The sequence below is a fragment of the Pedobacter sp. KBW01 genome (genome assembly GCF_003852395.1).
Lineage (GTDB): Bacteria > Bacteroidota > Bacteroidia > Sphingobacteriales > Sphingobacteriaceae > Pedobacter.
Map to the genome: position 1 here is coordinate 1 of NZ_QAJQ01000014.1, position 22,863 is coordinate 22,863.

Annotated in this window: 25 protein-coding genes; 14 read left to right on the forward strand and 11 right to left on the reverse strand. The window is 39.0% G+C overall.

Annotated features, from left to right (window positions below; genetic code table 11):
• Positions 1 to 47 precede the first annotated feature (47 nt).
• The 9 genes from DBR40_RS15470 to DBR40_RS15515 all read right to left on the reverse strand — a co-directional run bounded on the left by DBR40_RS15470 (position 48) and on the right by DBR40_RS15515 (position 7,460).
• Positions 48 to 737, reverse strand: coding sequence for a porin family protein (locus DBR40_RS15470; RefSeq protein ID WP_124560664.1), 690 nt, complete (start codon positions 735 to 737; stop codon positions 48 to 50).
• 67 nt (positions 738 to 804) lie between these two features.
• On the reverse strand, positions 805 to 1,458 hold the full coding sequence (locus DBR40_RS15475; RefSeq protein WP_124560665.1) for a porin family protein: 654 nt from the start codon (positions 1,456 to 1,458) through the stop codon (positions 805 to 807).
• 182 nt (positions 1,459 to 1,640) lie between these two features.
• Entirely contained in the window at positions 1,641 to 2,162 is a 522-nt protein-coding gene (locus DBR40_RS15480) for a hypothetical protein (protein WP_124560666.1), read from the reverse strand.
• A gap of 220 nt (positions 2,163 to 2,382) precedes the next feature.
• Positions 2,383 to 2,931 (reverse strand): hypothetical protein, encoded by a 549-nt coding sequence (locus tag DBR40_RS15485; protein ID WP_124560667.1) that lies wholly within the window; start codon positions 2,929 to 2,931, stop codon positions 2,383 to 2,385.
• A 4-nt stretch (positions 2,932 to 2,935) separates the two neighbouring features.
• Positions 2,936 to 3,643 carry an ATP-binding cassette domain-containing protein gene (locus DBR40_RS15490; protein WP_124560668.1) on the reverse strand — a complete coding sequence of 236 codons (708 nt, stop codon included), beginning with the start codon at positions 3,641 to 3,643 and terminating at the stop codon, positions 2,936 to 2,938.
• Positions 3,644 to 3,719: 76 nt separating this feature from the next.
• Entirely contained in the window at positions 3,720 to 4,640 is a 921-nt protein-coding gene (locus tag DBR40_RS15495) for a glycerophosphodiester phosphodiesterase family protein (protein ID WP_124560669.1), read from the reverse strand.
• A 131-nt stretch (positions 4,641 to 4,771) separates the two neighbouring features.
• A complete protein-coding gene (locus DBR40_RS15500; protein ID WP_124560670.1) occupies positions 4,772 to 5,404 on the reverse strand; it encodes a response regulator transcription factor in 633 nt (210 codons plus the stop codon).
• Positions 5,401 to 6,186, reverse strand: coding sequence for a sensor histidine kinase (locus DBR40_RS15505; protein WP_124560671.1), 786 nt, complete (start codon positions 6,184 to 6,186; stop codon positions 5,401 to 5,403). The genes DBR40_RS15500 and DBR40_RS15505 overlap by 4 nt, the downstream gene beginning before the upstream one ends.
• A gap of 638 nt (positions 6,187 to 6,824) precedes the next feature.
• Positions 6,825 to 7,460: a hypothetical protein gene (locus tag DBR40_RS15515; protein ID WP_233603907.1), complete on the reverse strand. Its 636-nt coding sequence runs from the start codon at positions 7,458 to 7,460 to the stop codon at positions 6,825 to 6,827.
• A gap of 269 nt (positions 7,461 to 7,729) precedes the next feature.
• Here DBR40_RS15515 and DBR40_RS15520 point away from each other — a divergent pair, with 269 nt between their 5' ends.
• The 14 genes from DBR40_RS15520 (at position 7,730) to DBR40_RS15585 (ending at position 20,968) form a co-directional block, all read left to right on the forward strand.
• Positions 7,730 to 9,136, forward strand: coding sequence for a S8 family peptidase (locus DBR40_RS15520; protein ID WP_124560674.1), 1,407 nt, complete (start codon positions 7,730 to 7,732; stop codon positions 9,134 to 9,136).
• A complete protein-coding gene (locus tag DBR40_RS15525; RefSeq protein WP_124560675.1) occupies positions 9,133 to 9,336 on the forward strand; it encodes a hypothetical protein in 204 nt (67 codons plus the stop codon). The genes DBR40_RS15520 and DBR40_RS15525 overlap by 4 nt, the downstream gene beginning before the upstream one ends.
• 385 nt (positions 9,337 to 9,721) lie before the next feature.
• The gene (locus tag DBR40_RS15530; protein ID WP_124560676.1) at positions 9,722 to 11,365 is read left to right on the forward strand and encodes a glycine--tRNA ligase; all 1,644 of its coding nucleotides are present in this window, start codon (positions 9,722 to 9,724) and stop codon (positions 11,363 to 11,365) included.
• Positions 11,366 to 11,449: 84 nt separating this feature from the next.
• Positions 11,450 to 12,127 (forward strand): 2'-5' RNA ligase family protein, encoded by a 678-nt coding sequence (locus tag DBR40_RS15535; RefSeq protein WP_124560677.1) that lies wholly within the window; start codon positions 11,450 to 11,452, stop codon positions 12,125 to 12,127.
• 57 nt (positions 12,128 to 12,184) lie between these two features.
• Entirely contained in the window at positions 12,185 to 13,057 is an 873-nt protein-coding gene (locus tag DBR40_RS15540; RefSeq protein WP_124560678.1) for a DUF6252 family protein, read from the forward strand.
• 184 nt (positions 13,058 to 13,241) lie between these two features.
• Complete coding sequence (locus DBR40_RS15545; protein ID WP_124560679.1) at positions 13,242 to 14,087, forward strand: ThuA domain-containing protein; 846 nt, start codon at positions 13,242 to 13,244, stop codon at positions 14,085 to 14,087.
• Positions 14,088 to 14,174: 87 nt separating this feature from the next.
• On the forward strand, positions 14,175 to 14,579 hold the full coding sequence (locus tag DBR40_RS15550; protein ID WP_124560680.1) for a helix-turn-helix domain-containing protein: 405 nt from the start codon (positions 14,175 to 14,177) through the stop codon (positions 14,577 to 14,579).
• 86 nt (positions 14,580 to 14,665) lie between these two features.
• The gene (locus DBR40_RS15555; protein ID WP_124560681.1) at positions 14,666 to 15,430 is read left to right on the forward strand and encodes an SDR family NAD(P)-dependent oxidoreductase; all 765 of its coding nucleotides are present in this window, start codon (positions 14,666 to 14,668) and stop codon (positions 15,428 to 15,430) included.
• A 118-nt stretch (positions 15,431 to 15,548) separates the two neighbouring features.
• On the forward strand, positions 15,549 to 16,274 hold the full coding sequence (locus DBR40_RS15560) for a CAP domain-containing protein (protein WP_233603908.1): 726 nt from the start codon (positions 15,549 to 15,551) through the stop codon (positions 16,272 to 16,274).
• A gap of 114 nt (positions 16,275 to 16,388) precedes the next feature.
• Positions 16,389 to 16,898 (forward strand): GtrA family protein, encoded by a 510-nt coding sequence (locus tag DBR40_RS15565; RefSeq protein ID WP_124560682.1) that lies wholly within the window; start codon positions 16,389 to 16,391, stop codon positions 16,896 to 16,898.
• A 278-nt stretch (positions 16,899 to 17,176) separates the two neighbouring features.
• The gene (locus DBR40_RS15570) at positions 17,177 to 18,958 is read left to right on the forward strand and encodes an aromatic amino acid hydroxylase (protein ID WP_124560683.1); all 1,782 of its coding nucleotides are present in this window, start codon (positions 17,177 to 17,179) and stop codon (positions 18,956 to 18,958) included.
• Positions 18,959 to 19,188: 230 nt separating this feature from the next.
• Positions 19,189 to 19,890 (forward strand): SDR family oxidoreductase, encoded by a 702-nt coding sequence (locus DBR40_RS15575; RefSeq protein WP_124560684.1) that lies wholly within the window; start codon positions 19,189 to 19,191, stop codon positions 19,888 to 19,890.
• Positions 19,891 to 19,932: 42 nt separating this feature from the next.
• Entirely contained in the window at positions 19,933 to 20,307 is a 375-nt protein-coding gene (locus DBR40_RS15580) for a DUF4870 domain-containing protein (RefSeq protein ID WP_124560685.1), read from the forward strand.
• Positions 20,308 to 20,422: 115 nt separating this feature from the next.
• Complete coding sequence (locus tag DBR40_RS15585; protein WP_124560686.1) at positions 20,423 to 20,968, forward strand: C40 family peptidase; 546 nt, start codon at positions 20,423 to 20,425, stop codon at positions 20,966 to 20,968.
• Between the two features lie 132 nt (positions 20,969 to 21,100).
• Here the strand turns inward: DBR40_RS15585 and DBR40_RS15590 are convergent, their stop codons facing one another.
• Positions 21,101 to 21,706, reverse strand: coding sequence for a YdeI/OmpD-associated family protein (locus DBR40_RS15590; RefSeq protein WP_124560687.1), 606 nt, complete (start codon positions 21,704 to 21,706; stop codon positions 21,101 to 21,103).
• Positions 21,707 to 21,727: 21 nt separating this feature from the next.
• On the reverse strand, positions 21,728 to 22,615 hold the full coding sequence (locus DBR40_RS15595) for a flavin reductase family protein (protein WP_124560688.1): 888 nt from the start codon (positions 22,613 to 22,615) through the stop codon (positions 21,728 to 21,730).
• Positions 22,616 to 22,863: the final 248 nt, after the last annotated feature.

Consider the following 22,863-nt stretch of genomic DNA (forward strand, 5'->3'; position numbering starts at 1 on the left):
CTTTTTGGGGGCAGTGCAAATTAGGGAGGCTTTTTAATGTTGTAAGTTTAAAAAGAAAAACCCAGACCAACCGATAATACACGGTTTGTAACCTTCGATACCCGAGTATCAGAATAATCGAGGTTACTCAAACCTAAACCGTAACCAGCATGGATATTAAAACCATTACTTAATTGATAACCTGCTAAGAAATTAACGCCAAACTCTCCACGCTTCATGGTTCCATCTTTACCAAATTTAATATCTTCATTTGTCGAAGTGGTAAGAGATGAGGTTCCTGCCGTTAAAATACCTGTTGTTTTTGTTTTACCGCTTATGGCTGTTGCATAATATGGACCAGCGCCAATAAAAATTTTACCATTGCCCGTTTCGAAATTAACAATAGCATTTACAGGCAATTCCAAATATAGCATACTTAGTTTTGCAGTTCCTCTGAAGGCAATTAAATTATTAGGCTCACCATTGTGCTCATAATAATCGCCTTTACCTCCTTTACCAATCAAAGATAAGCCTGGTTGGATCGAAAACCTTTCTGAGATTTGAAAGTCGACTGTACCGCCTACATAAAAAGAGGTATTTATTTTCCAGTTATCATCTTCATTTTCGGTACCTGAAGTACCAAAAGTTGGAAACGTAACTCCTGCCTTAACGCCTATTTTAGTTGAATTGTTTGTTTGAGCTAAAGCTACTGTACTTAATGCAGCAACCGTTAATAATGATAATATTATTTTTTTCATCTGATTTTTTTGAGCGCTATATACTTGCCCGATTTACATCAAGCCTTTTATTTCATTCTTAATTAAACTAGAAAGAAAACCCCAGACCAACTGTAAATACTTTATTTTTGATTGACGCATCAAAATCTTGGGCTTCTTCGTCGTTAGCCATATTGCTTAAGCCCAGGCCATAGCCGGCATGAACATTTAAACCATTATTTAACTGAAAACCTGCAAGGAAATTTAATCCGAAATCGGTACGTTTAAAGCCCGAATCTTCGAATTCGATTTTCTCTTTTTCTGATCCCATTTTAGCATTAGCGCTTAAAGCATAAGCAAAATAAGGGCCTGCGCCAACAAATAACTTACCCGAATTGGCAACTTTGAAATTTACAAGGGCATTAACGGGTACCTCAAGATATTTGAAGTTTATAGTGGCATTCACATCGGTAAGAAAGTCGTCGTTATCAAAACCAAAACTGCTGCTGTTAATTTTTGTTCCTTTATCGATAAAAGTTAATCCGGGTTGAATAGAAACCAGATCAGATAATTGGAACTCTACGGTTCCTCCTACGTAATAAGAGGTTTTTGTGCCATAACTAAATGATGCACTACCTGCCGAGAAAGTCATATTTGGAAAAGCCAAGCCTGCTTTTAAACCAAATTTAACCGGAGTACTTTGAGCTAAAGCTGCAGTACTTAATGCTGCAACTGTTAATAAAGATAATACGAGTTTTTTCATCAGTTTTTTGAGAAAGTTTATTAGAATTGTTTTTATTTTCCGTGTACCTGCCTGATTGACAAATAAAACGCTACAATGATAAATAAACTAATTTGATAGTTAAAATATTTGAAACAATAAATTTCTGTAAACAAAAAAGCCTCCAATTGCTTGGGGGCTTTTAAATGCGTTAAAGGTTCTTACTATAAACCGAATGCAAAAGCAGCGCGGATACCTACAAATGACAGTGTAGTGCTGTTTTTTGACCATCCTTCGTAACGTACACCTAAATCAATACTTGATTTATCTGCAACAGAAAACGAAGCACCAATAGTTGGTGCGTAAGAGAATGCAGTACCTGAGTTTTTTTCTGTAAAAATAGCAGCACCTAGCTCGCCCGCTCCGTAAAAGTTACCGCCAAAATAATATTTAGCGCCTGCTTTTAAAGGAACAACGCCTGAATTTGTTGCGCCTAGATCTTTAAGGAATTTTTCCGGAGCCATTGAAATGTACCCGCCTGAAACAGTTAAATTTAATGACTTAGCTACATTAAACTCACCCATTACAGAACCACCGTAACCTAAGCTGATGCCGTTAGTATTATCGCCCACAGGCAATAAGAAATCTGGTCCTACGCTAATTTTGTTTACTGCTCCTTCTGTTTGAGCTGAAGCTGCAAAGCCTAAGCCTGCAACCATTACTAAAGAAAGTAATAACTTTTTCATGTGTTTTTTAGATTATGTGTTCGTTAATTATTTTGCATTTATGGACAATAATTACGCCAAAAACGTTACAAACAATTTCAAAAAAGCGAAAAACAGAACACAAACAACTGATTAACAAAACATTGAGATAAATCAATTTTTACTCTAAAAAGTTGTAATTAGGTTAACTAATTAAAAAATACTGTATATTTTTAGGGAAAATGGGCCTGGTTATACCAGCTTAAAGACCAAAAACATAAGCGAATCTGAGCCCTGCAAAGCCTTTGGTATTAACCGTATTCGTCCCAATCAGATTGCTATCGCGCTTACCTGTCCAGCCTTCGTACCTGATGCCCAAATCGAGTTTATTTTCTCCTGATAATTTAAATTGGGTGCCTATACCCGGCGACCAGGCCAATAATGTTTTTAGTCCGTTACTTAGCGGCAAAGCAGCGCCCAGCTGACCTTCAGCATAGAAGCCTTCACTTAACCAATACTTTAAACCTGCTTTTACAGGTGCGTAGCTTAAATCCTGAACCTGAAGAACCTGGTTACTACGACCGAAAAAGTTGATATAACCTGCATTTAAACTCAAGGCCAAATTAGTTGCAGCAGGCAAATCAGCCTTTACAGATGCCCCCAGCCCAACTGCTGATACGCCTGCGAAGTTGCCGGAAGGTAATCCGATTTCGCCGCCAATGCCAATATTAGCGATATTTTGAGCCTTTAACAATGCAGGGATTAAGCCCAGAGCTATAATTAAAGTTAGTTTGATTTTGGTTACAAGCATGAAATTAAGCGGTAAGTTTTCTAAAAATATCTTCTAACGAAAGGCCTCCGTATGTTTTCTTTATTCCTTCCAGCGAATCGTTGGCAACAATTTTTCCTTTATTTATAATGATGATATCATCGCAAATGGCTTCTACCTCCTGCATAATGTGTGTAGAAATAACCACGGTTTTAGCAGCCCCAAGCGATTTAATGAGCAATCTGATATCTACCAATTGATTTGGATCTAGGCCAGAAGTAGGTTCATCAAGAATTAAAACTTCCGGATTGTGAATAATGGCCTGTGCTAGGCCCACACGTTGGCGGTACCCTTTTGATAGCATACCGATTTTTTTATGCTGTTCGGGTGTTAGTCCTACCATTTTAACCACCTCATCTACTCTTGTGACCAGGTTTGTTAAGCCATAGGTTTGCCCAACAAAATTCAAAAACTCCTTAACATACATATCGGCATAGAGTGGCGTGTTTTCAGGAAGGTAACCTACATGTTTTTTTGCAGCGATAGCCTCTGTTAAAATGTTCTTGCCTGATATTTCTGCTGTTCCTGAGGTTGGCTCCAGATAACCTGTAAGCATGCGCATGGTAGTAGATTTACCCGCACCATTTGGTCCCAGAAAACCAAGGATACGGCCCGGGCTAGCTTCAAAACTAATCGAATCGACTGCTTTTTGTTTATCGTAATGCCTGGAAAGGTTTTTAACTGAAATACTCATTTTTTATTTTTTGCCACAGATAAACACAGATTTTTCATCTTACTTATTAGTCAATCAATGCTCTTTTTATCTGTTATTAGTATGTATGTAATGAACTTAACTTTTTATTGTACCTCAATTTATCCAATTGTTCTGCGGCTTGTCCGATGTTATCTGATGATAAAATATCAGCACCATTGTTATTGAGGTGATAATAAACCATTTTAGCCGGGTTTGCAAGCGAACTTTTATCGATATTGCCCATAGTGCCTAAAATCGTTGTGATACCTTTGTTGTGCAGGTATTGGTACAACGCTTTATCGGGCGCTGCAACTCCAACAAAAGCCACAATCCGGTTGTTGGGAATCCCCATACTATTTAACCGCTTCAATTCTGCTTTCTTCTGTACGGAAGCAGAAATCATTAGTTCGGGAGCCAAACGATGCACTTCCTGAGCCTGGTTGGCGGTGTAGGTAATGATAATCGAATTGCTTTCTACTTTATATTGCCTTACTTTTTCGATTACTTTGGCGTAAGATACCCCTTTTTTTAAATCGATCGTTAACAATACTTTCCCCTTGCTCCAGGTTAATACACTATCTAATGTTGGGATTTTAAATTTTGTTTCTTTCCCCGAATCATCTTTTAGGTTAAATGCCTTCAGTTCCTCGTAAGTGTAATTGCCAATCGGCCCCTTACCTGTAGAAGTCCTGTCGAGGTTATCATCGTGCATAATTACCATCACAGAATCTTTACTGTAAGCAATATCAAACTCAATAACCATGGGGTTATAAGTAGTGGCATTGGCAAAAGTTTCGATGCAATTTTCAGGGTAGCCTGGCATTGGACCACCACGATGAGCACTGATTAATGGAAAACGGCGTTCGGGCGACCAGTTTAAGAATTGATATAAATCGTTTGTTGTATTAAACTTAATGTACTGATGCTTTTTTTCTTCAGGTTTGCATGAAGCAAAAAGCGCAACAATAACCACAAATAGCAAATGATGAAATTTCATGGTTCAAAAGTAGGAAAAAATGGAAGATGGAAGAGGTAAAATGGAATTGTTGTTAAGTGCTTAGCTGGTTAATCGGTTAACTGTATGCTATTTCTCATTTACCAATTTTACAGTTTAAACAGTTAACCAGTTCATGCAAATCCATTCTTAATGGCAAAAACGGCCAGGCCAACACGGGTTTTGAGTTCCAGTTTTTCACATAGCTGATCGCGGTAACTTTCAACAGTGCGGGGACTGCAAAACATTTTATCGGCTATTTCTTTGTAATTAAGCTCAGTAACGGTGTATTTTAAAAATTCTTTTTCCCGCTCTGAAATTTTGATTTCCACCTCTTTCGTTTTATTGAGACTGGAGAAGATAATTTTTGATGCCCAATCCGGATAAAAAAATCCATTGATATTTAATTTGGTCAGCGCATTTTCGAGTTCAACCGGGTGCGCATTTTTGAGCAAATAACCTTTTGCACCATTGCTTACCATTTTTATTACACTTTTTTCTTCTCCCTGCATGCTCAGGGCCATTACTTTTACTTCAGGATGGTTTGCCGTTACCCAGGTTACGGTTTCAAAGCCATCCATAACGGGCATACTGATATCCAGTAGTAAAATATCGGGGATTTTGTTGCTGTTTTCGAAGTTTTTAATCAGCTCCATTCCGTTTTCGCAAACATAAATAACCTCAAAATCTTTGAAATTATCGATAATGCCCTGAAGTGCTTTGGCAATCAGGATATGATCATCAACAATAACTATTGTCTTTTTCATGCCGGGCCATTTAAAATAATATTAAGTGCGGTGCCTAAGTTTGGTTTACTTGTTAAATTGAATTCTCCACCGATAATTTCGGCTCTTTTTTTCATGTTTTTTAATCCGATACCGTCAGAAGTAAGGTTATCCAAATCAAATCCCATTCCGTCATCCTGTATTTTTAGCATTAAAAAAGTGTCTGCAGCTGATTTTAACTGAATGCTAATGTTGCTGCATTGTGCATGTTTTAAACTGTTTTGAAGAAACTCTTGTGTTATCCTTAACAATACGTTCTTTTTCACAAACTCCAGATCTATGCGCTCAAAATCATGCTCAAAAGATACCTTACATTTTTTTAAAGCATTTATATGGTCTACTTCTTCCTGTATTAAAGTTACAATTTCATTTTCACTTATGTTATCATTTGTCAGGTTTTTCGATAAACTTCTCAAATCTTGCAGCGATGAGTTAATAATCTGATAAATCTGTTCTATCCGGTTACTGGCTTGCGGCACTTTATTTTCGTGTACAAGCTGCTGGGTGTACAAACTTACCAGGGTTAATTTTTGTCCGATATTATCGTGCAGCTCGCGACCAATCTGCTGCATGGTGGCCTGTTGAATTTCTAACTGGGTACTTAAAAGCTCTTTCTGGTGTATTTCGTTGGCAATTTTTATTTCGTTCAAATATTCTCTCTTCCGCTCTTTGTATTTTTTGATATAAACCATGATGGCTACCACAAACAATACAAAAAACAGGTTAAAAAGGATAATCGTAATTAAGAGCTCTGTTTTCCCCATATAAATGAAATTGAGAATAAGATATACATTACAATGCCCGAGATCAGGAAATAACCAAAGTAAATGTCCCAGATTTGATGATATTTTACCAATAAATAGTAGAATGTCCAAAACGGCAAAGTCCCTATGTAAAACAATGTTACCCCTAAATTAACATAGAACATCCTGTTCCGTATAAAATTAACGATATCAGACGAAGTGATCTGCTTATAATATTCCATAACCACCAAGACCATCAAAATAAGGGATCCGAAAGTATAATTAAACGAAAAGATTATTTTACTTCCCTTAAAGTAAAATTCGCTGGGAATAAATGAAATTAAATACAGTAAGGAAAGTATCCCAAATAGTTTTTTGTTGTTAAATGATTTTATTGCATAAAGCAAGTAAAAAAATATAAACTGAAGCGGAATAACGAGGTAGTTATAATATTTAGTTTTTGAGAAACCAATATACGCCCCCCCCCATTTCCCAATGGCTTCACAGATAAAGACAATAACAAGGTAATAGATAAAAAACCGCCAATATTGTTTTTTTAACCCCCTCAAATATAATAAGGCAATAATTGCAGTTCCTCCTTCGAGCCAAAGAAAGCTATCGCTTAAAAACTTCTGGAAGCTGTTCATCTTTTTAAAACATTAATATATCTCAATAGCCGCTTCGGCTGGCGGAATAAGTTGACCATGATTTTGGGCCATTACTTCGCGCGATTGACCATCACTGCTATCAGAACTCATGGCCATTAAAGTAACGGGCTGCTCTTTGCTCCGTTCTTTAATTGGGAAAGTACTTCTATCTAAAGGATTAAAATCATAATCGAGATAAGAACCATTGCTGGCTTTCTTTTTTAACGTGGGGATCATAATCAGGGTATGCCTTTGGGCATAATCTTTTCCAATTTCCTTTTCGTTTTCAAAACCACTCCATTCGTTCGCTTTTGGATAGGCAGCATAATAAAAACGGATACCAAGTGCACCATCTGCAATGCGCGGATCTACTTTTTTAGCGTAAAATTCAATATCGCCAATAAATTTCTTTAAGGTTTTTAAGCCAAACGAAACCGAATGGGCATCTTTTATTTCCATTATCCTGTTAATGGCTTCCAGGTGGTTATTCCGGTAATTATCTACCATTTGCTGAATGATTGCCGGATCCATGGTATTGGGCTTTCCGCGCCTTTCACCTCTGTTTAAGAGATCAATTAACTTTTGTAAAAGATAGTATGCCAGCGCCCCACATAAAAACACTATAGCATAGATAGGTAAATGTTGCATTTCCATAATTTTTAAGTTTTAATTAAAGTTAAGCTTTATTCCCAAATGTGATAAAACTTTCGTTTAAAGCAGATGGGGTTTTCCCCATATTTTGCTGTTGTTTTTACGGCGTTTTATTTTGTTGCTTTTACGATTGATTTGTAGTGGTTTAGCTAAGGTTTTTCTGTCGCAACTGTTCCAACTTTGGCTTAGTGTTTTAAACAAAAAACACAAACAGGAAGAAGCCGAAAATCCTGAACAGAGTAGGCAAAATTTAAAAACCTTAAACCATGTCAAAAACCTTGAAAAAAGAAGAAAAAGTAGAGTACACCGGAAGATACCTTGTACTGCTACCAGAAGGATCGAACACTTCAGATTCGATTAACCAGATCAACAGTATCAGTGGTCTGAATTTAAAAAGCTCATTAGAGTTTGAAAACGAGTTTTTTACCGATAAGGATCTGGCTAAAACAGACGGTATTGTTTTAGATAAGCTCGGCATTGCTATTGTAAACGAAAAACCAAAAGCAGAAAATTCAATCAGCAGTTTCGGCGACAACGAAATGATTGTTGAAAAAGAAAGGGTTGTTTATGCCATCGGTATGCTGGAAGAAAGCACCCAAAATTATGTAGAAGGCTATAGAGATGCCGTAAACCAATTAACTAACGTATTGGTTGGAGCCGAAACTGAAGATTACCAGTACCAGGAACAACAAGCTGAAGTAGAATCGGTTGGTGCTACCTGGGGCTTAAAAGCTACCAATGTTGTACCTACCAGCTTTTTAAGATACAATCCTTACAATGGCGCTGGTATTAAAGTAGCCATATTAGATACCGGTTTCGATTTTACCCACCCTGATTTTGCTGGTCGTCCCATCGTTCACCAAAGTTTTATCAGTGGAGAAAGCACCCAGGATGGTCATGGCCATGGTACCCACTGTACTGGTACAGCCTGTGGTCCGCTAAGTTCTCCTGCAGCATCTGAAAGATATGGTATTGCTTATGCAGCCAGTATTTATATTGGAAAAGTGTTAAGCAATGGCGGTTCTGGTGGCGACGGGGGCATTCTTGCCGGTATAAATTGGGCTATTGCAAACCGTTGCGATGTGGTGAGCATGTCGTTAAGGGGTTTTGTAACCGGTGCAGGTTATTCTGCCGTGTTCGAAACTGCCGCTGCCCGTGCACTGGCGCAAGGCACTTTAATTATTGCCGCAGCAGGAAATGATTCGGCCAGACCAGGTGTTGTAAAACAGGTAATGCACCCTGCAAACTGCCCTTCAATTATGGCTGTAGGCGCGGTAGATGTAAACATGAACGTTGCGGCTTTCTCTAACGGCGGCCTTTACCCAACATATGGTGCGGTAGATATTGCTGCTCCAGGGGTTAACGTATATTCATCAACCAAATTACCTACCAAATACGCCAGTTGGAACGGTACCAGTATGGCTACCCCACATGTTGCAGGTATTGCTGCGCTATGGGCACAGGCATCGGGCCTTAGGGGAATTAATTTATGGAGAAAATTAACATCAACTGCAAAAGCTTTACCTTTACCTGGCAGGGATGTAGGTGCCGGATTGGTACAGGCACCAACCAAAACCAGATTAATTAAATTCCCGATTGATAAGCTTCCGATTTTGGTTAACCCAAGATTCCCTATCGATCCAATTGGCCCAATAGAAAAAATAATACGATGAAAACAAAATGGTTAATATCTGTACAGGATGGTGCCATGGATGCTGTTGTTAGCGCATTGAAGAAAACAGGCATACAAGAGGTAGAAATCCTAAATTCAATTGGTGTAGTCCTTATTGTTCCGGGTAATCATAAAATTGCAGATATTAAGAAAATTGATGGTGTGCTTGGTGTTGAAGAGGAAAGGGATATCAGCATCTAAGCAAAAAATACAGTCTCTCAATTAGACCGGTACCGTTAAAATTATTTAGCGGCACCGGTTTTTTTATGCGATAAAGTAAAAAACATAAATAGCTTTACCATGTTGGCCACCTAAACCTGATTGCAGCGGGCACGAGTGTAACGAAGTAAAGCAGGAGCCCAGAAACCGACTAGCACGACTATTGCTTTGCTGATTATTTTGAACCATACAAGGGATATAACGTATGTAAGCTGACTGATCAAGATACTTTCGTTTGCATTTGAAACCTTAAAACACCTAAATTAAGAGGAGAAATTGTAAAATCTGCCCTTCCTTCACCATTGATCAAAAACCTTAAGCCTTATACCTTTAAACCCTCCACCTTTTTATTATATTTGCCACCATTATGGCTCAAAAGAATAACGACGAACAATTTAAAAATGTAATCTCACACGCTAAAGAATACGGTTTCGTATTTCAGAGCAGCGAAATATACGACGGTTTAAGTGCCGTTTACGACTATGGCCAATTGGGTGCCGAGTTGAAAAACAACATTAAAACTTACTGGTGGAAAGCCATGGTGCAAATGCACGAAAACATTGTAGGTATAGATTCTGCAATTTTTATGCACCCTAAAGTATGGAAAGCCAGCGGACACGTAGATGGTTTTAACGACCCGATGATTGACAACAAGGATTCGAAAAAACGCTACCGTGCTGATCAGTTATTAGAAAATAAAATTGATGAATTATATGCTGAATTAGCCAACTTCAGCGAAGATAACCGGGCTAAATTTAAAGCGTTTCAACAAGAAATACTGGGTTTAAGCGATGAAGGCCAGGCTGCCTGGGTTCCGGGTTTTACAGATGAAGAAACGATTTTAGATCATACCAAATATCCTTTTGTTGAAGAAGCAAGCTGGAGATTTGTTAAAAAAGGTTTAGCACTGGAAGTAGAAATGAACCTGGCGCTTAAATCAGAAAACCTGGCTCAGCTAAAAGATTTAATCGTAAATTATAAAGTAATCTGCCCAATTTCTAAAACCTCTAACTGGACAGATGTACGTCAGTTTAACCTGATGTTTAGCACCCAGTTTGGTGCCATGGCTGAAGGAAGTGATGAAGTGTATCTTCGTCCGGAAACGGCACAAGGTATTTTTGTAAACTTCTTGAATGTACAAAAATCGGGCAGGATGAAAATTCCTTTCGGTATTGCGCAAATTGGTAAGGCTTTCAGAAACGAGGTAATCGCCCGTCAGTTTATTATGCGTATGCGTGAGTTCGAGCAAATGGAAATGCAGTTTTTCGTTCGTCCGGGTGAAGACAAAAAATGGTTCGAATACTGGAAAGAAGCACGTTTAAAATGGCACAGGGCTTTGGGTACTGCGCCAGAGAAATACCGCTACCACGACCACGTTAAACTGGCCCACTACGCTAACGCCGCAACCGATATCGAGTTCGAATTCCCGTTTGGATTTAAAGAGGTTGAAGGTATCCATAGCCGCACCGATTTCGATTTAACGCAACACCAAGAATATTCGGGTAAGAAAATGCAATATTTCGATAACGATTTAAATGAAGAAGGTAAACCTTATGGAAATTACGTTCCTTATGTAATCGAAACTTCAATTGGTTTAGATCGCATGTTCCTGCTAACCATGATCAATGCTTTTGAAGAGCAGGATTTAAGCACTGAAGATAAACAGGATAGCCGTACTTTATTGCGCCTACACCCTGCTTTGGCTCCATATAAAGTGGCTATTTTTCCGCTAACGAAAAAAGATGGTCTGCCAGAAAAAGCACGCGAAATTATGGATGCACTGAAATTCGATTTCAACTGTATTTATGAAGAAAAAGATGCAATCGGTAAACGCTACCGCCGTCAGGATGCAGTAGGTACACCTTTCTGTATCACGGTAGATCACCAGAGTTTAGAAGACAATACCGTAACCATCCGTCACCGCGACAGTATGGAACAAGAACGTATTGCCATTGCCGATTTAGGTGATATTATTGGTAAAGCCACCAGCTGGAAAACTTTGTTAGCTTAGTTTTTTCCATCTTAGACAGCTAAGCACACCATAAATAATATTAAGTCGCAGGCTAAAGCCTGCGACTTTTTTATGCAAGAGAAAATGAATTTAAGCGAACACTACAATAAACTTTACAGAGATGCTGTTACAAAAATTGCTGTAGGTAAATACGAAATAGATCCGTTAATTGATGATGAAACTGACAAGCGCCTGGGCATTACCCTGGTGATCAGACCTGATTTGGCAACAAATACCCAAATTCAGGAGTTTTTGGCTGAGGTAAAAGCCATTGAGCCCGATCAGTATTTTTACCACAACAGTGATATCCACATTACCTTAATGTCCATCATTTCATGCTATGTTGGTTTCGACTTAAATGATATTGATGTACAGGATTATGTTAGCCTGGTCCATGAGGTTCTAGCCCGGCATAAAGGTTTCAAAATTCAGTTCAAAGGGCTTACTGCTTCGCCATCGTGCATTTTAATACAGGGCTTTTTAACAGAAACGCTGAACCAGATTCGTGACGATTTAAGAGTTGCATTCAAAAATTCTGATTTACAGCAAAGCATCGATAAGCGATACGCTATCCAAACGGCACATGCCACCATTGTCCGCTTTCGAAAACCATTGCAAAATCCGGTTGCACTGGTAAACCTCCTGGAAAAATACCGTGATTTTGATTTTGGAACCTTCGAAGTAAAGCAAATCGAACTGGTATACAACGACTGGTACCAGCGCGAAAGGTTTGTTAAAAAACTGCATGTGTTTCCCATATAACGTTGCTAAATTCTATATCTTTGCTACTTAATTAATTAACCTTTCAAATTAACCTTCGTGAAATTAGCTTTCAAATTCGCATTACTGGCAGTATTTTGCCTTTTCGTTACTTCATCCTGTAAAAAAGAAATCGATTATCACCCTGAATGGGATTTATCAACCATGAGCGGCAAAATCGATGGCAATTTATTGCAATGCACATTTGCCTCTGCACAATTTTACACCTTGGATAAAAAAACTACCATTCAAATTATAGGTAACAAAGATTTAAAAGGCTTTGGCTTAACCATCGATGATTTTAAAGGTATAGGCACCTATAAAGTAGTTGATAATAATATTGCAACTTACATGGAAGGTCCTGCAGGTTTGCAAGATGCTTATTATGGTACTTCGGCCGGAATCATTAAAGTAACCAGCTACTTAGCTGATAAATACATTAAGGGCACTTTTGAATTTAAAGGAGAAAACATAGCCGCTTTAGCAAGCAAAACCATTACCGAAGGTCAGTTTAGCATTAGTCTGGTGCCAGTTAAACTACCCGAAACCAATAACAGTACCAATAATTTAAGTGCTAAAATAGATGGAACCAAAATTGGCTTTACCGGCGAGGCATCATCTATAACTTCTCCTCTTGGTAAATTACTCACGATTACAACCATCAATGGCGATAAACGCTTGATACTTTCTGTTATTGGGTATAAAGGCCTGGGCACTTACGATTTGGCAAACGATGGAACCGGCGTTTACATGAAAGATCAAGGTCCTACCGGCTCATTTGCTGCTGTAAGTGGCACTTTAGTTATTACAAGTGAAGCGGGTAACAAATTAAAAGGAACATTTGCATTTAAAGCACCTAACGAGGATGGTACGATCAACACATCAGTAGATGTTACTGAGGGCACTTTCGATTTACCATTTACTAAATTGTAATTGCAAAACTCTTAGCCGTTGATTAAAGATCAGCGGCTTTCGTATTTTAAAAACATGCAAGATGAGCTAATCAAAAATTATCAATCGTTTGAACGCTTAACGAGGCCACATTTGGTCTTATAAGCAGCTTCAATTCATTCAATTTAAGGATGCATTGTTTAATTTAGACAGATAATCTAGCCGAATGCATCGCTTCAAGAAACCAATACTTACTTTTTTATTAATCGCGCTGGGCACAGTAATGCTACATGCTCAGCTCAAACCTAAATTCAGGGTAATTGCGTTTTATACTGCAAAAAGCGATCTGGCACACATCAGCTTTGTACATGAAGCCAATAAGTGGTTTCCGAAAATGGCCGACAAATACCATTTCAGTTACGATTCTACAGCCAACTGGGATAATTTAAATGCAGCTTTTCTGGCTAAATACCAGGTAGTTTTGTTTCTGGATACCCGCCCCGAAAAACCAGAACAACGCGAAGCTTTCCAAAAATATATGGAAAAAGGTGGCGGCTGGATGGGCTTTCATTTTTCGGCCTTTGCATTGGCCAAATCTGCTTTCGATCAAAACTGGAGTTGGTACCACAACACCTTTTTAGGCTCGGGAGGTTATGGCAGCAATACCTGGCGACCAACTTCGGCTGTACTCCATGTAGAAAACAGGAAACACCCGGTTACCAAAAATCTGCCACAAACTTTTAAATCGCAGCCCAACGAATGGTACAGGTGGCAGAACGACCTGCGTAAAAATCCCGACATACAAATCCTGCTAGCTATCGATTCTACCAGTTTCCCGCTGGGCACAGGCCCTAAAGCACACGAAATTTGGCACAACGGTTATTATCCGGTAGTGTGGAGTAACAAAAACTACAAAATGGTTTATGTAAACATGGGGCACAACGATATGGATTATGAACATAAATACGATAACACTAGCAAAGCCCTTTCGCTTACTTTTGCAAACGATAACCAGAACCAAATGATTTTAAACAGCCTGATTTGGCTGGGTACCGGTAAAAAAATAAAATAATCAGGAGGTCATAAAAGTTTTAAGAATAAAGCAAATTTCCGATTTGCTGGCCGCAATATTATATTTGTTTATACCAATTGCAAGGAGATGAAAATTCCACAGAAGTTTTTTGCCCGCCAACACGAAATTGCTGCCGATTTCTTAAAAGAATTAGATAAGCATCTTGATGATGTGGTATCAGGCCGCATTACAGAAATGTTCGAGGTGAGGGATTTTGCCGAGCTGATTCATGTCCACCCCACCCATTTGAGTAATACCATTAAATCGGCCACTGGCCATTCGCCCTGTTACTTTTTCGAAGAGCGTTTAATGGATATTTCAAAATCGATGCTACAAAACATCAGCATGCCCATTGCCGAAATTGCGCGGATATTAACCTACGATCCTTCTAATTTCACTAAGTTTTTCAAGCATTTTTCTGGTCAAACGCCTAAACAATACCGCGAAGCTTACTTCAGTTCGCTGGCAAATAAGGAAATTGTCACCATATAAAACTTAAACTCTCACCATTTTAACTTAAGCAGTCACCATTTTTTCAGCACTTTTCGATCTAATTTTGTTTAACAAATTAAAAGAAAATGGAAAAACAAAATAAAATTGCCTTGGTAACCGGTGGCAGCCGCGGACTGGGAAAAAATGCGGCCTTAAAAATTGCAGAAAAAGGGATAGGTGTGATCCTTACCTATCAATCTAAAAAAGAAGAAGCCGAAAATACCGTGGCAGAAATTAAGCAGCTTGGTGTACAAGCCGCAGCATTACAGCTAAATGTAGCTGATGCCAAAGGCTTTGATGCTTTTGTTGCAGAGGTTAAAGCAACGTTAAAAAACACCTTTAATACTGAAAAATTTGATTTTTTAATCAATAATGCAGGTATTGGCATCCATGCCTCCTTTGCCGAAACCACCGAGGAGCAGTTCGATACACTGGTAGATATCCAGTTTAAAGGACCATTCTTTTTAACCCAAAAAACACTTCCGGTTTTAAATAATGGCGGTGCCATCATTAACATATCAAGCGGACTTGCCCGGTTCTCAACTCCCGGTTATGCCGCCTACGCCTCAATGAAAGGTGCAATGGAAACTTTAACCAAATACCAGGCTAAAGAATTAGGGGCCAAAGGGATCAGATCGAACATTGTTGCGCCAGGCGCAATCGAAACCGATTTTGGTGGTGGCGTAGTACGCGATAACGAGCAGTTGAACGCCGGCATTGCAGCCAATACAGCATTAGGCCGTGTAGGTTTGCCCGATGATATTGGTGGCATTATAGCCTTCTTATGCACCGAAGATGCGCGGTGGATTAATGCCCAACGCATTGAAGCATCGGGCGGTATGTTTTTATAAGCCCCGATATTTTTAACCGCAAAGTATATGGAGCCTAAGCAAACAGCTTTTACCATGTGATTCCCTTTGCGGTTAAATTTGTTTTAAATTTCTCCTCCCGGAAAATAAAAGGTTTCAATTGGCGTTATCCACATACAAAGACAAACATACCTGGATGCACCGCCTTTTTTTAGCCCTGTTATTATCTATTTTATGCTACAACAAAGTTTCGGCCCAAGAATGGTCAGATGCCGAAATCAGAAAGGCCAATACTGCTGTAAACGCCAGCTACCTCACTAACGAAGAAAAAAACGTAATTCTGTTAATGAACCTCATCCGCCTGGATGGCCCACGGTTTTACAACACATTTTTAGAAGATTACATCGATAAATACAATGCCAATGTACGGCAATACCGCAATTACAATCAGCTAAAAATAACGCGTACAAACTCTTACTATACTTCCTTATACAAACATTTGCAGGGCATAAAAAACCTGCCCATGTTTTACCCCGATGAAAAACTAACGGCACTAAGTCGCGGCCACGCTGCTGATTTAAACCGCAACAACCTCGATACCCACGAAAGCAGCAACGGCGATAAATTTTCTAAACGCCTGTCCAGATATTTCCCCAACAAGGCTATGAGCGAGAATATCGATTTTGGTTACAGCAAAAGCCTCGATATTGTTTGCCACCTACTTTTAGATTGTGGCGTACCTTCGTTAGGCCATCGCTTCAATATATTAGATCAGAAATATAAACTCAACACAGTTGGCGTTAGCATACAGCCCCATCCATCCTTTAATTATTGTACGGTTATTGATTTTGTCGCCCAACCTACTTTTTACAGCAACAACCAATAAAATTTAATATTTTTATAAGGTCCAGGTCTTAAAAAAGCCAGGGAATTTACTTTAGGCAAAATCCTACAGTTTAAAAATTAATTTACCTTTGCAGCCGTAACAATAAAAACAACAATGCGCGTAGCCATATTAGCCCTCATCGATTTTTTCCATCCCCCTTTTAAAAAATATATTTCGCTGCATAATTTCAGGTATTTGGCTACAGGGGGCGGAACTTTGTTACTGGGCATATTAAGCTATTATTTTGCCTATTTTTTCATTTTCAAAACTGAGGAAGTAAATTTTGGCTTGTTGGTAGTACAAAGAGAAACAGCTTCTCTTTTTGTCGATTATTCTATCGCTATCCCAACCAGCTTCTTGCTCAACAAGTATATCATCTTTACGCACAGCCAGTTAAAAGGCAGGGTTCAGTTGTTCCGGTTTTTAAATTTGCAGTTTATTAACATACTGGCCAACTACGTGCTTTTAAAGTTTTTACTCGAGTTGTTAAGAGATTATCCAACGCTGGCAGTGCTTTCACGTATATTGGTATCGGTTTTAATGGCCCTTTTCAGCTACCTGTACCAGCATTATTTTACCTTTAGCGTAAAGAAAATAGGGAGCAAAAAAGAAAAGAAACACTGATTTTATCCGAAAAGCAAATACGTAGCTTTTCGGATAGCACAGTCCCGTCCCCGTTACAAGGCAGCGCCTCATACTTCGGCTTACGGGGATTTCACTAAGTCGGGTTTAATTGGCTGCCAATCTGCTGCTATTTTTGTTTTAGGGCTAACTGTTAAAAACATAAGCTTACTCAACCAAAGCTTTATTACCCTAACCTGTTAATTTATGCGCCTGCTTTCTTGCTTAGGTAGAAACTACATCCTAACTTTGCTATCGACCAACTTATTTTTCTTAACCCAATGAGCCATTTTAACGATTTTAATAATGCGCAGGTTGCAAAATTGCCCAACCATTTAAAGCAATTTATTGTAGCGCAGAACTACGAAAAATACACCCCTATCGATCAGGCTGTTTGGCGTTACGTAATGCGCCAGAATTACAGTTACCTTAAAAACGTGGCTTACTACCCCTATATAAAGGGCCTTCAACGGGCTGGTTTAAGCATTGAGCATATCCCCGATTTGCAAACCATGAACGATAACCTGGGCAAAATTGGCTGGGGAGCAGTTACAGTAGATGGCTTTATTCCTCCAGCCGCTTTTATGGAATATCAGGCTTACCGGGTGCTGGTTATCGCTGCCGATATCCGCCAGATTAACCACATTGAATATACCCCCGCACCCGATATTATACACGAAAGTGCCGGACATGCACCAATTATAGCCGATACAGATTATAACAATTACCTTAGCTATTTTGGTTCAATCGGTGCAAAAGCCATGTTTTCGGCCAAAGATTTTGAACTTTACGAGGCCATTAGGAAGCTTTCTATTTTAAAAGAAGCGGTAGATGTAGATGCAACTGAAATTGCCCAGGCCGAAAAAAACCTGCGTTACATCAGCGAGAATATGGGTGAGCCTTCAGAAATGGCACTTCTGGGCCGCCTGCACTGGTGGACGGTTGAATACGGCCTGATTGGCACTTTAGAAAACCCTAAAATTTATGGTGCCGGCTTACTTTCATCAATTGGCGAAAGTGCTACCTGCATGCATAACGATGTAGAAAAACTGTGGTACAATATCGATACGGTTAATTATCAGTACGATATTACCAAACCCCAGCCTCAACTTTTTGTTACCGAAACTTTTCAAAACCTGATCGATGTTTTAGAACAATTTGCCAATACCATGGCTTTTAGGCGTGGTGGATCTGAAAGTATCATGAAAGCCATTGCCTGCAAAAATGTGGCTACTGCCGTTTATAGTTCAGGCTTACAGGTGAGCGGCATTTTTACCGATATGGGTATAAACCCTGATGATGAAGTTACCTTCATTAAAACAACCGGCCCATCGGCCCTGGCTTTTAATGGTGAACAGCTTAAAGGTCATGGCAAAGATTACCATGTTGATGGTTTTTCATCGCCAGTGGGCAAGCTTAAAAATACCAGCCAGCTATTAGAAGATTTTAGTGCTGCAGACCTGGAAAGTGCCGGAATAAGCATTGACAACCAAACCGAACTACTTTTTGATAGTGGAATTAAAGTTGTTGGCCGCGTTAAAGAAATTTTAAAAGAAAACAATAAAGTTATTTTAATTGCCTTTAGCGATTGTACAGTTACCGAAAGTAATGGTAATGTTTTATTCAGGCCTGAATGGGGCACTTACGATATGGCAGTTGGTGCCGAAATCATCTCTGTATTTAATGGTGCAGCCGATAAAGATGCCTACGAAGCCATTACCCTGATCAGTGATGAAAAAACACATCAAATTACCTATGATGCTAAAACACTGAAACTGCACGAACTTTATAAAACCGTTCGCGGGATACGGGAGAGTGGTGAAAATTCAGATCGGCTTGCCCAGGTTTTTGACGATTTAAAGCTAAACCACAGGCAAGATTGGCTATGCGCTTTAGAGGTGCTCGAAATTGTTTACCACAAAAAGATCTATCATCAGCTAGAGAAAGAAATACAGGTTTATTTGGAAATTAAAGCCAGTAAGGAGCCTGATCATACTAAATTAATTAACGATGGTTTGCACGTCATTAAAAATCCGGTTAGCCAGCTGATTATTGAAGACTAGACAGATTTTGAATTTTAATCCTGAATTTTCGCCGCTACGTCATTCCCGCGAAAGCGGGAATCTTAATGCCTACTATGTGATAGGTTAAGATTCCCAATCAAGTTGGGAATGACGATTTTCTAAAGTGTTTCACCATCAAACCTAAAACACCAATCACTTAGATCAACAAGAATGCTAAATCAGGTTTTTTAATACCTTTGGATTTTCATTACAACAATTAATATTTCCTCATGAACATTATAATTACAGGTGCAAGTAGTGGTATCGGTTTCGAAGCTGCTTTAGAATTTAGCTTACAGAAAGAAAATAAAATTGTTGCCATTGCCCGTTCGGCAGATAAGTTGCGTAAACTTTTAGAAATTGCAAGAGGTATTAACCCCGACTGTACCCTTTTGCCTGTTGAGTTTGATATTGTAAATGATGATTATACAGCATTGGTTCCTTTTTTAAAAGAACGTTTAGGCCATATAGACATCCTTGTTAACAACGCGGGCGCTTTGGTTAATAAACCATTTTTAGAAACTACTGAGATTGATTTGGGCGAAATGCTGCAAAGTAATGTAATTTCTCATTTCAGAATGATCCAAAATGTGCTCCCATTAATGCAAAGCGGAAGCCATATTGTAAACATTGGCAGTATGGGCGGTTTCCAGGGCAGCGTTAAATTTCCTGGACTTTCGGCCTACTCAGCCAGTAAAGCAGCATTGCATACCTTAACCGAATGCTTAGCCTTCGAACTGGCTGAAACAGGTATAAAAATTAATTGCCTGGCTTTGGGCTCAGCGCAAACCGAAATGCTCGAAGCGGCATTTCCGGGTTACCAAAGTCCGATTATGGCTTTCGAAATGGGCAAATATGTATGCGATTTTGCTAAAACAGGACATAAATTCTTTAACGGAAAAATTTTACCGGTTGCAGTAACCACTCCATAAGTTGTTATTTTTTTAGTAATTTACATTAAAAACTAAAAAACTATGGAAACAAATTCTCCTTTTAAAACAGCCGATAGTGGAAAAAGTGCGGCAATTGTAAGTTATTTTTGGTTTGTTGGCTGGCTCATCGCCTATTTTGCCATGTATAAAGATAACCAGACCGAATTAAGCAGATATCATTTAAAGCAAACGTTGCTGTTTCATTTGGTATCTACCGTATTGAGCTGGGGTTTAAGTTTATTTCTGATCCCCATGCTGTTTACCACAGGTTTCGAAGTTGGTTACTATGTTCTCCGCATAATACAAATCGGACTTTTTGTATTGTGGCTTATTGGTTTAATCGGAGCTGCACAAGGCGAGAAAAAAGCCATCCCATTAATTGGCGATAGAGCTCAAACCATGTTCCCTAGTATTTAATCGAACCAAATATATGAATTGGAGTCTGGGTAAATTATCCAGACTTTTTTTGTTTATACTCATTTTCAACATCTTAATTGGCTTTAGATATTTTTTATATCTTTGGCTCCAACATATGAAGAAAATAATAGTCCCGATTTTGTTTTTCATTTTGTCTGCTACCGCAGGAAAAGCCCAAACAATTATACCTGCTCAATATCAGGAGTTGGTTAAAAAGCTGGTTGCCAGCCTTCCTAATGAGGGTAAAACAACAAATAAAGCCCCAGAGAAACAAACCGAAAGTTTAATCGATTTTGCCAAGAGTATGCTCGGTATTCCTTACCGATATGCCACAAGTAACCCAAAAGTTGGTTTCGATTGTTCGGGATTTGTGAGTTATGTGTTCAGTAATTTTGGTTTTAAAGTACCCCGTTCATCAAGGGAATTTAGCTATACCGGAACAGAAACTACGCTCGAAAATGCCAAAGTTGGCGATGTGATGATATTTACAGGCAGTAACTCGCGGATTAGGAGAATTGGCCATGTAGGCATTATTTATTCGATTGATGAAAACGGTATTAAGTTTATCCATGCATCCTCTGGCAAGGCCCACGGCGTAACCATTACCGATTTTAATGGACACTACAAAAACCGTTTCATGAAAGTGGTGAGTATACTTTAAATAATTTAATGAGTGAATTTTGGAATGAGTGAATGAAACAGGGCTTTAAAACATCGTTCGGTTATTCAGTCCTTCCAACATTAAAACATTCCAACCTTCAATCCTTCCAACATTTAATCTCTCTTCAAAGAATTACTTTTGGTATTTCCACATCCGGCTTTTACCCTCTCCTATCCATTCAACTGCTGTTTCTAGTCTTTTTAGGCGGGTCGCTTCTGTTTTGGCCTCTTCGAGCCACACAACATAATCTTTTTTGTTTGATGGACTAAAATTCTGAAAAACTGCCAATGCTTTAGGGTCTTCTTTTAAAGCATCGATAAAATATTCAGGTACAATTAATTCCTTTTTTTCAGCCGATTTTGGCTTTGAAGGCAATTTAACATTATCTTCATTTAACTGAATGGCTTGTTGAATATAGGCAATCAGGATCTCATCTGGCGGCAAATCATCAAAAGAAGTTATTCTGCCCAAACCACCCATGGCTTCCCCTCTATCTTTAAAAATACCATACTCATCTTCCATTATAGACGCTTTCCAAAAACCGAAAACGCAATGATGCTTAAACGCCGCCATCTGGCATACAATACCTTTATAATCGAAACTGGGCATGCCCCATTTTATTTTTTCTTCAATGCGGGCATCGGCCTTGTGCACCAGATTGCGTAAATGATCCAAAATCGGAATCGCAAATTCGGCCGATTTAATAATGTACTGGTCTACCTGAACAATTGTATGCATAACTTTAAGTCTTAACTAAATTTAAAGCAAAACAATCTTTAAAGCAAGTTCTACTTCTCCATTATTTAAAAACTTTTTGGCCAGCTCGTGTAATTCCCTTTCCCGGTTTGTAGCATCGCCAATAGTGGCATCGAGCACTTCTTTTACTTCCGGATTGGTGCTAATCAGATCAATCTCTACATCGTCCGGTAAAACCTCTACATTGCCCAACATGCCCAAATCGTTACCGGTTAGTACTTTCGAGTAACGTACGGCCTGCGGCAAATTATCTACACCAATACCCAATTTAGCCAGGGGCTTAGCTACTTTAAACAGGTTATCGTTAGTTACCCTGCAATACCAATCGCCACCCAGGCGGGCTACCAGATCAATTTTGTGCTGATCTATTTTGCCTTCTACGTCTAAAATGGCTTCGTTAATGTGAATGCGTTTTATTTCAGCCAGAATGAGGTTCCCTGCACCATGACTATCCCCCAGTGGAATAACTTCATTTACCACGCATTCGAACTGAACTGGTGCTTCGGCCACGCGAGGTGGTTGTACCAAATCAGATTTTAGCATGGTAAAGCCGGCCTTTTCAAATTCGTTTACTCCTTTTGCATATTCGGTACTGGCTAAACTCATCTGCTGCACCATATCATAGTTAACGATATTGATTACGCACTCCTTCACTTCCAGTACATTTTCTAAAGTATGCTTGGTTGTATTATCACGCACACGCCTGGAAGGTGAGAAAACACAAATCGGTGGGTTGGTGCTAAACATATTGAAGAAACTGAAAGGACTTAAATTAATGTTCCCTTCGGCATCGATAGTAGAGGCAAAACAAATTGGCCGCGGTGCAATGGCATACTGCAGGTAATTTTGCAGTTGTATGGGGGTTAAATCTTGTGTGTTAAGTGATAGCACTGGAGGTAATTTATATAGAGAAGAAAAAATTTAAACGGAGATTACAACTCGCAAGAATCGTCATTTCGAGTGGATTGCAACGCAACCGAGAACCACAAAGTGCTCAGCGAAGCTAAATCTATAATAGATCTCTCCATTACGCTGCGCTTCAGTCGAGATGACGATTCCTTATAATTAGATTCTGAACTGAATTCTAGGTTCCCCTCGATACAACCTCAGTTATTAAGGGGATATAACACTAAAAAGTT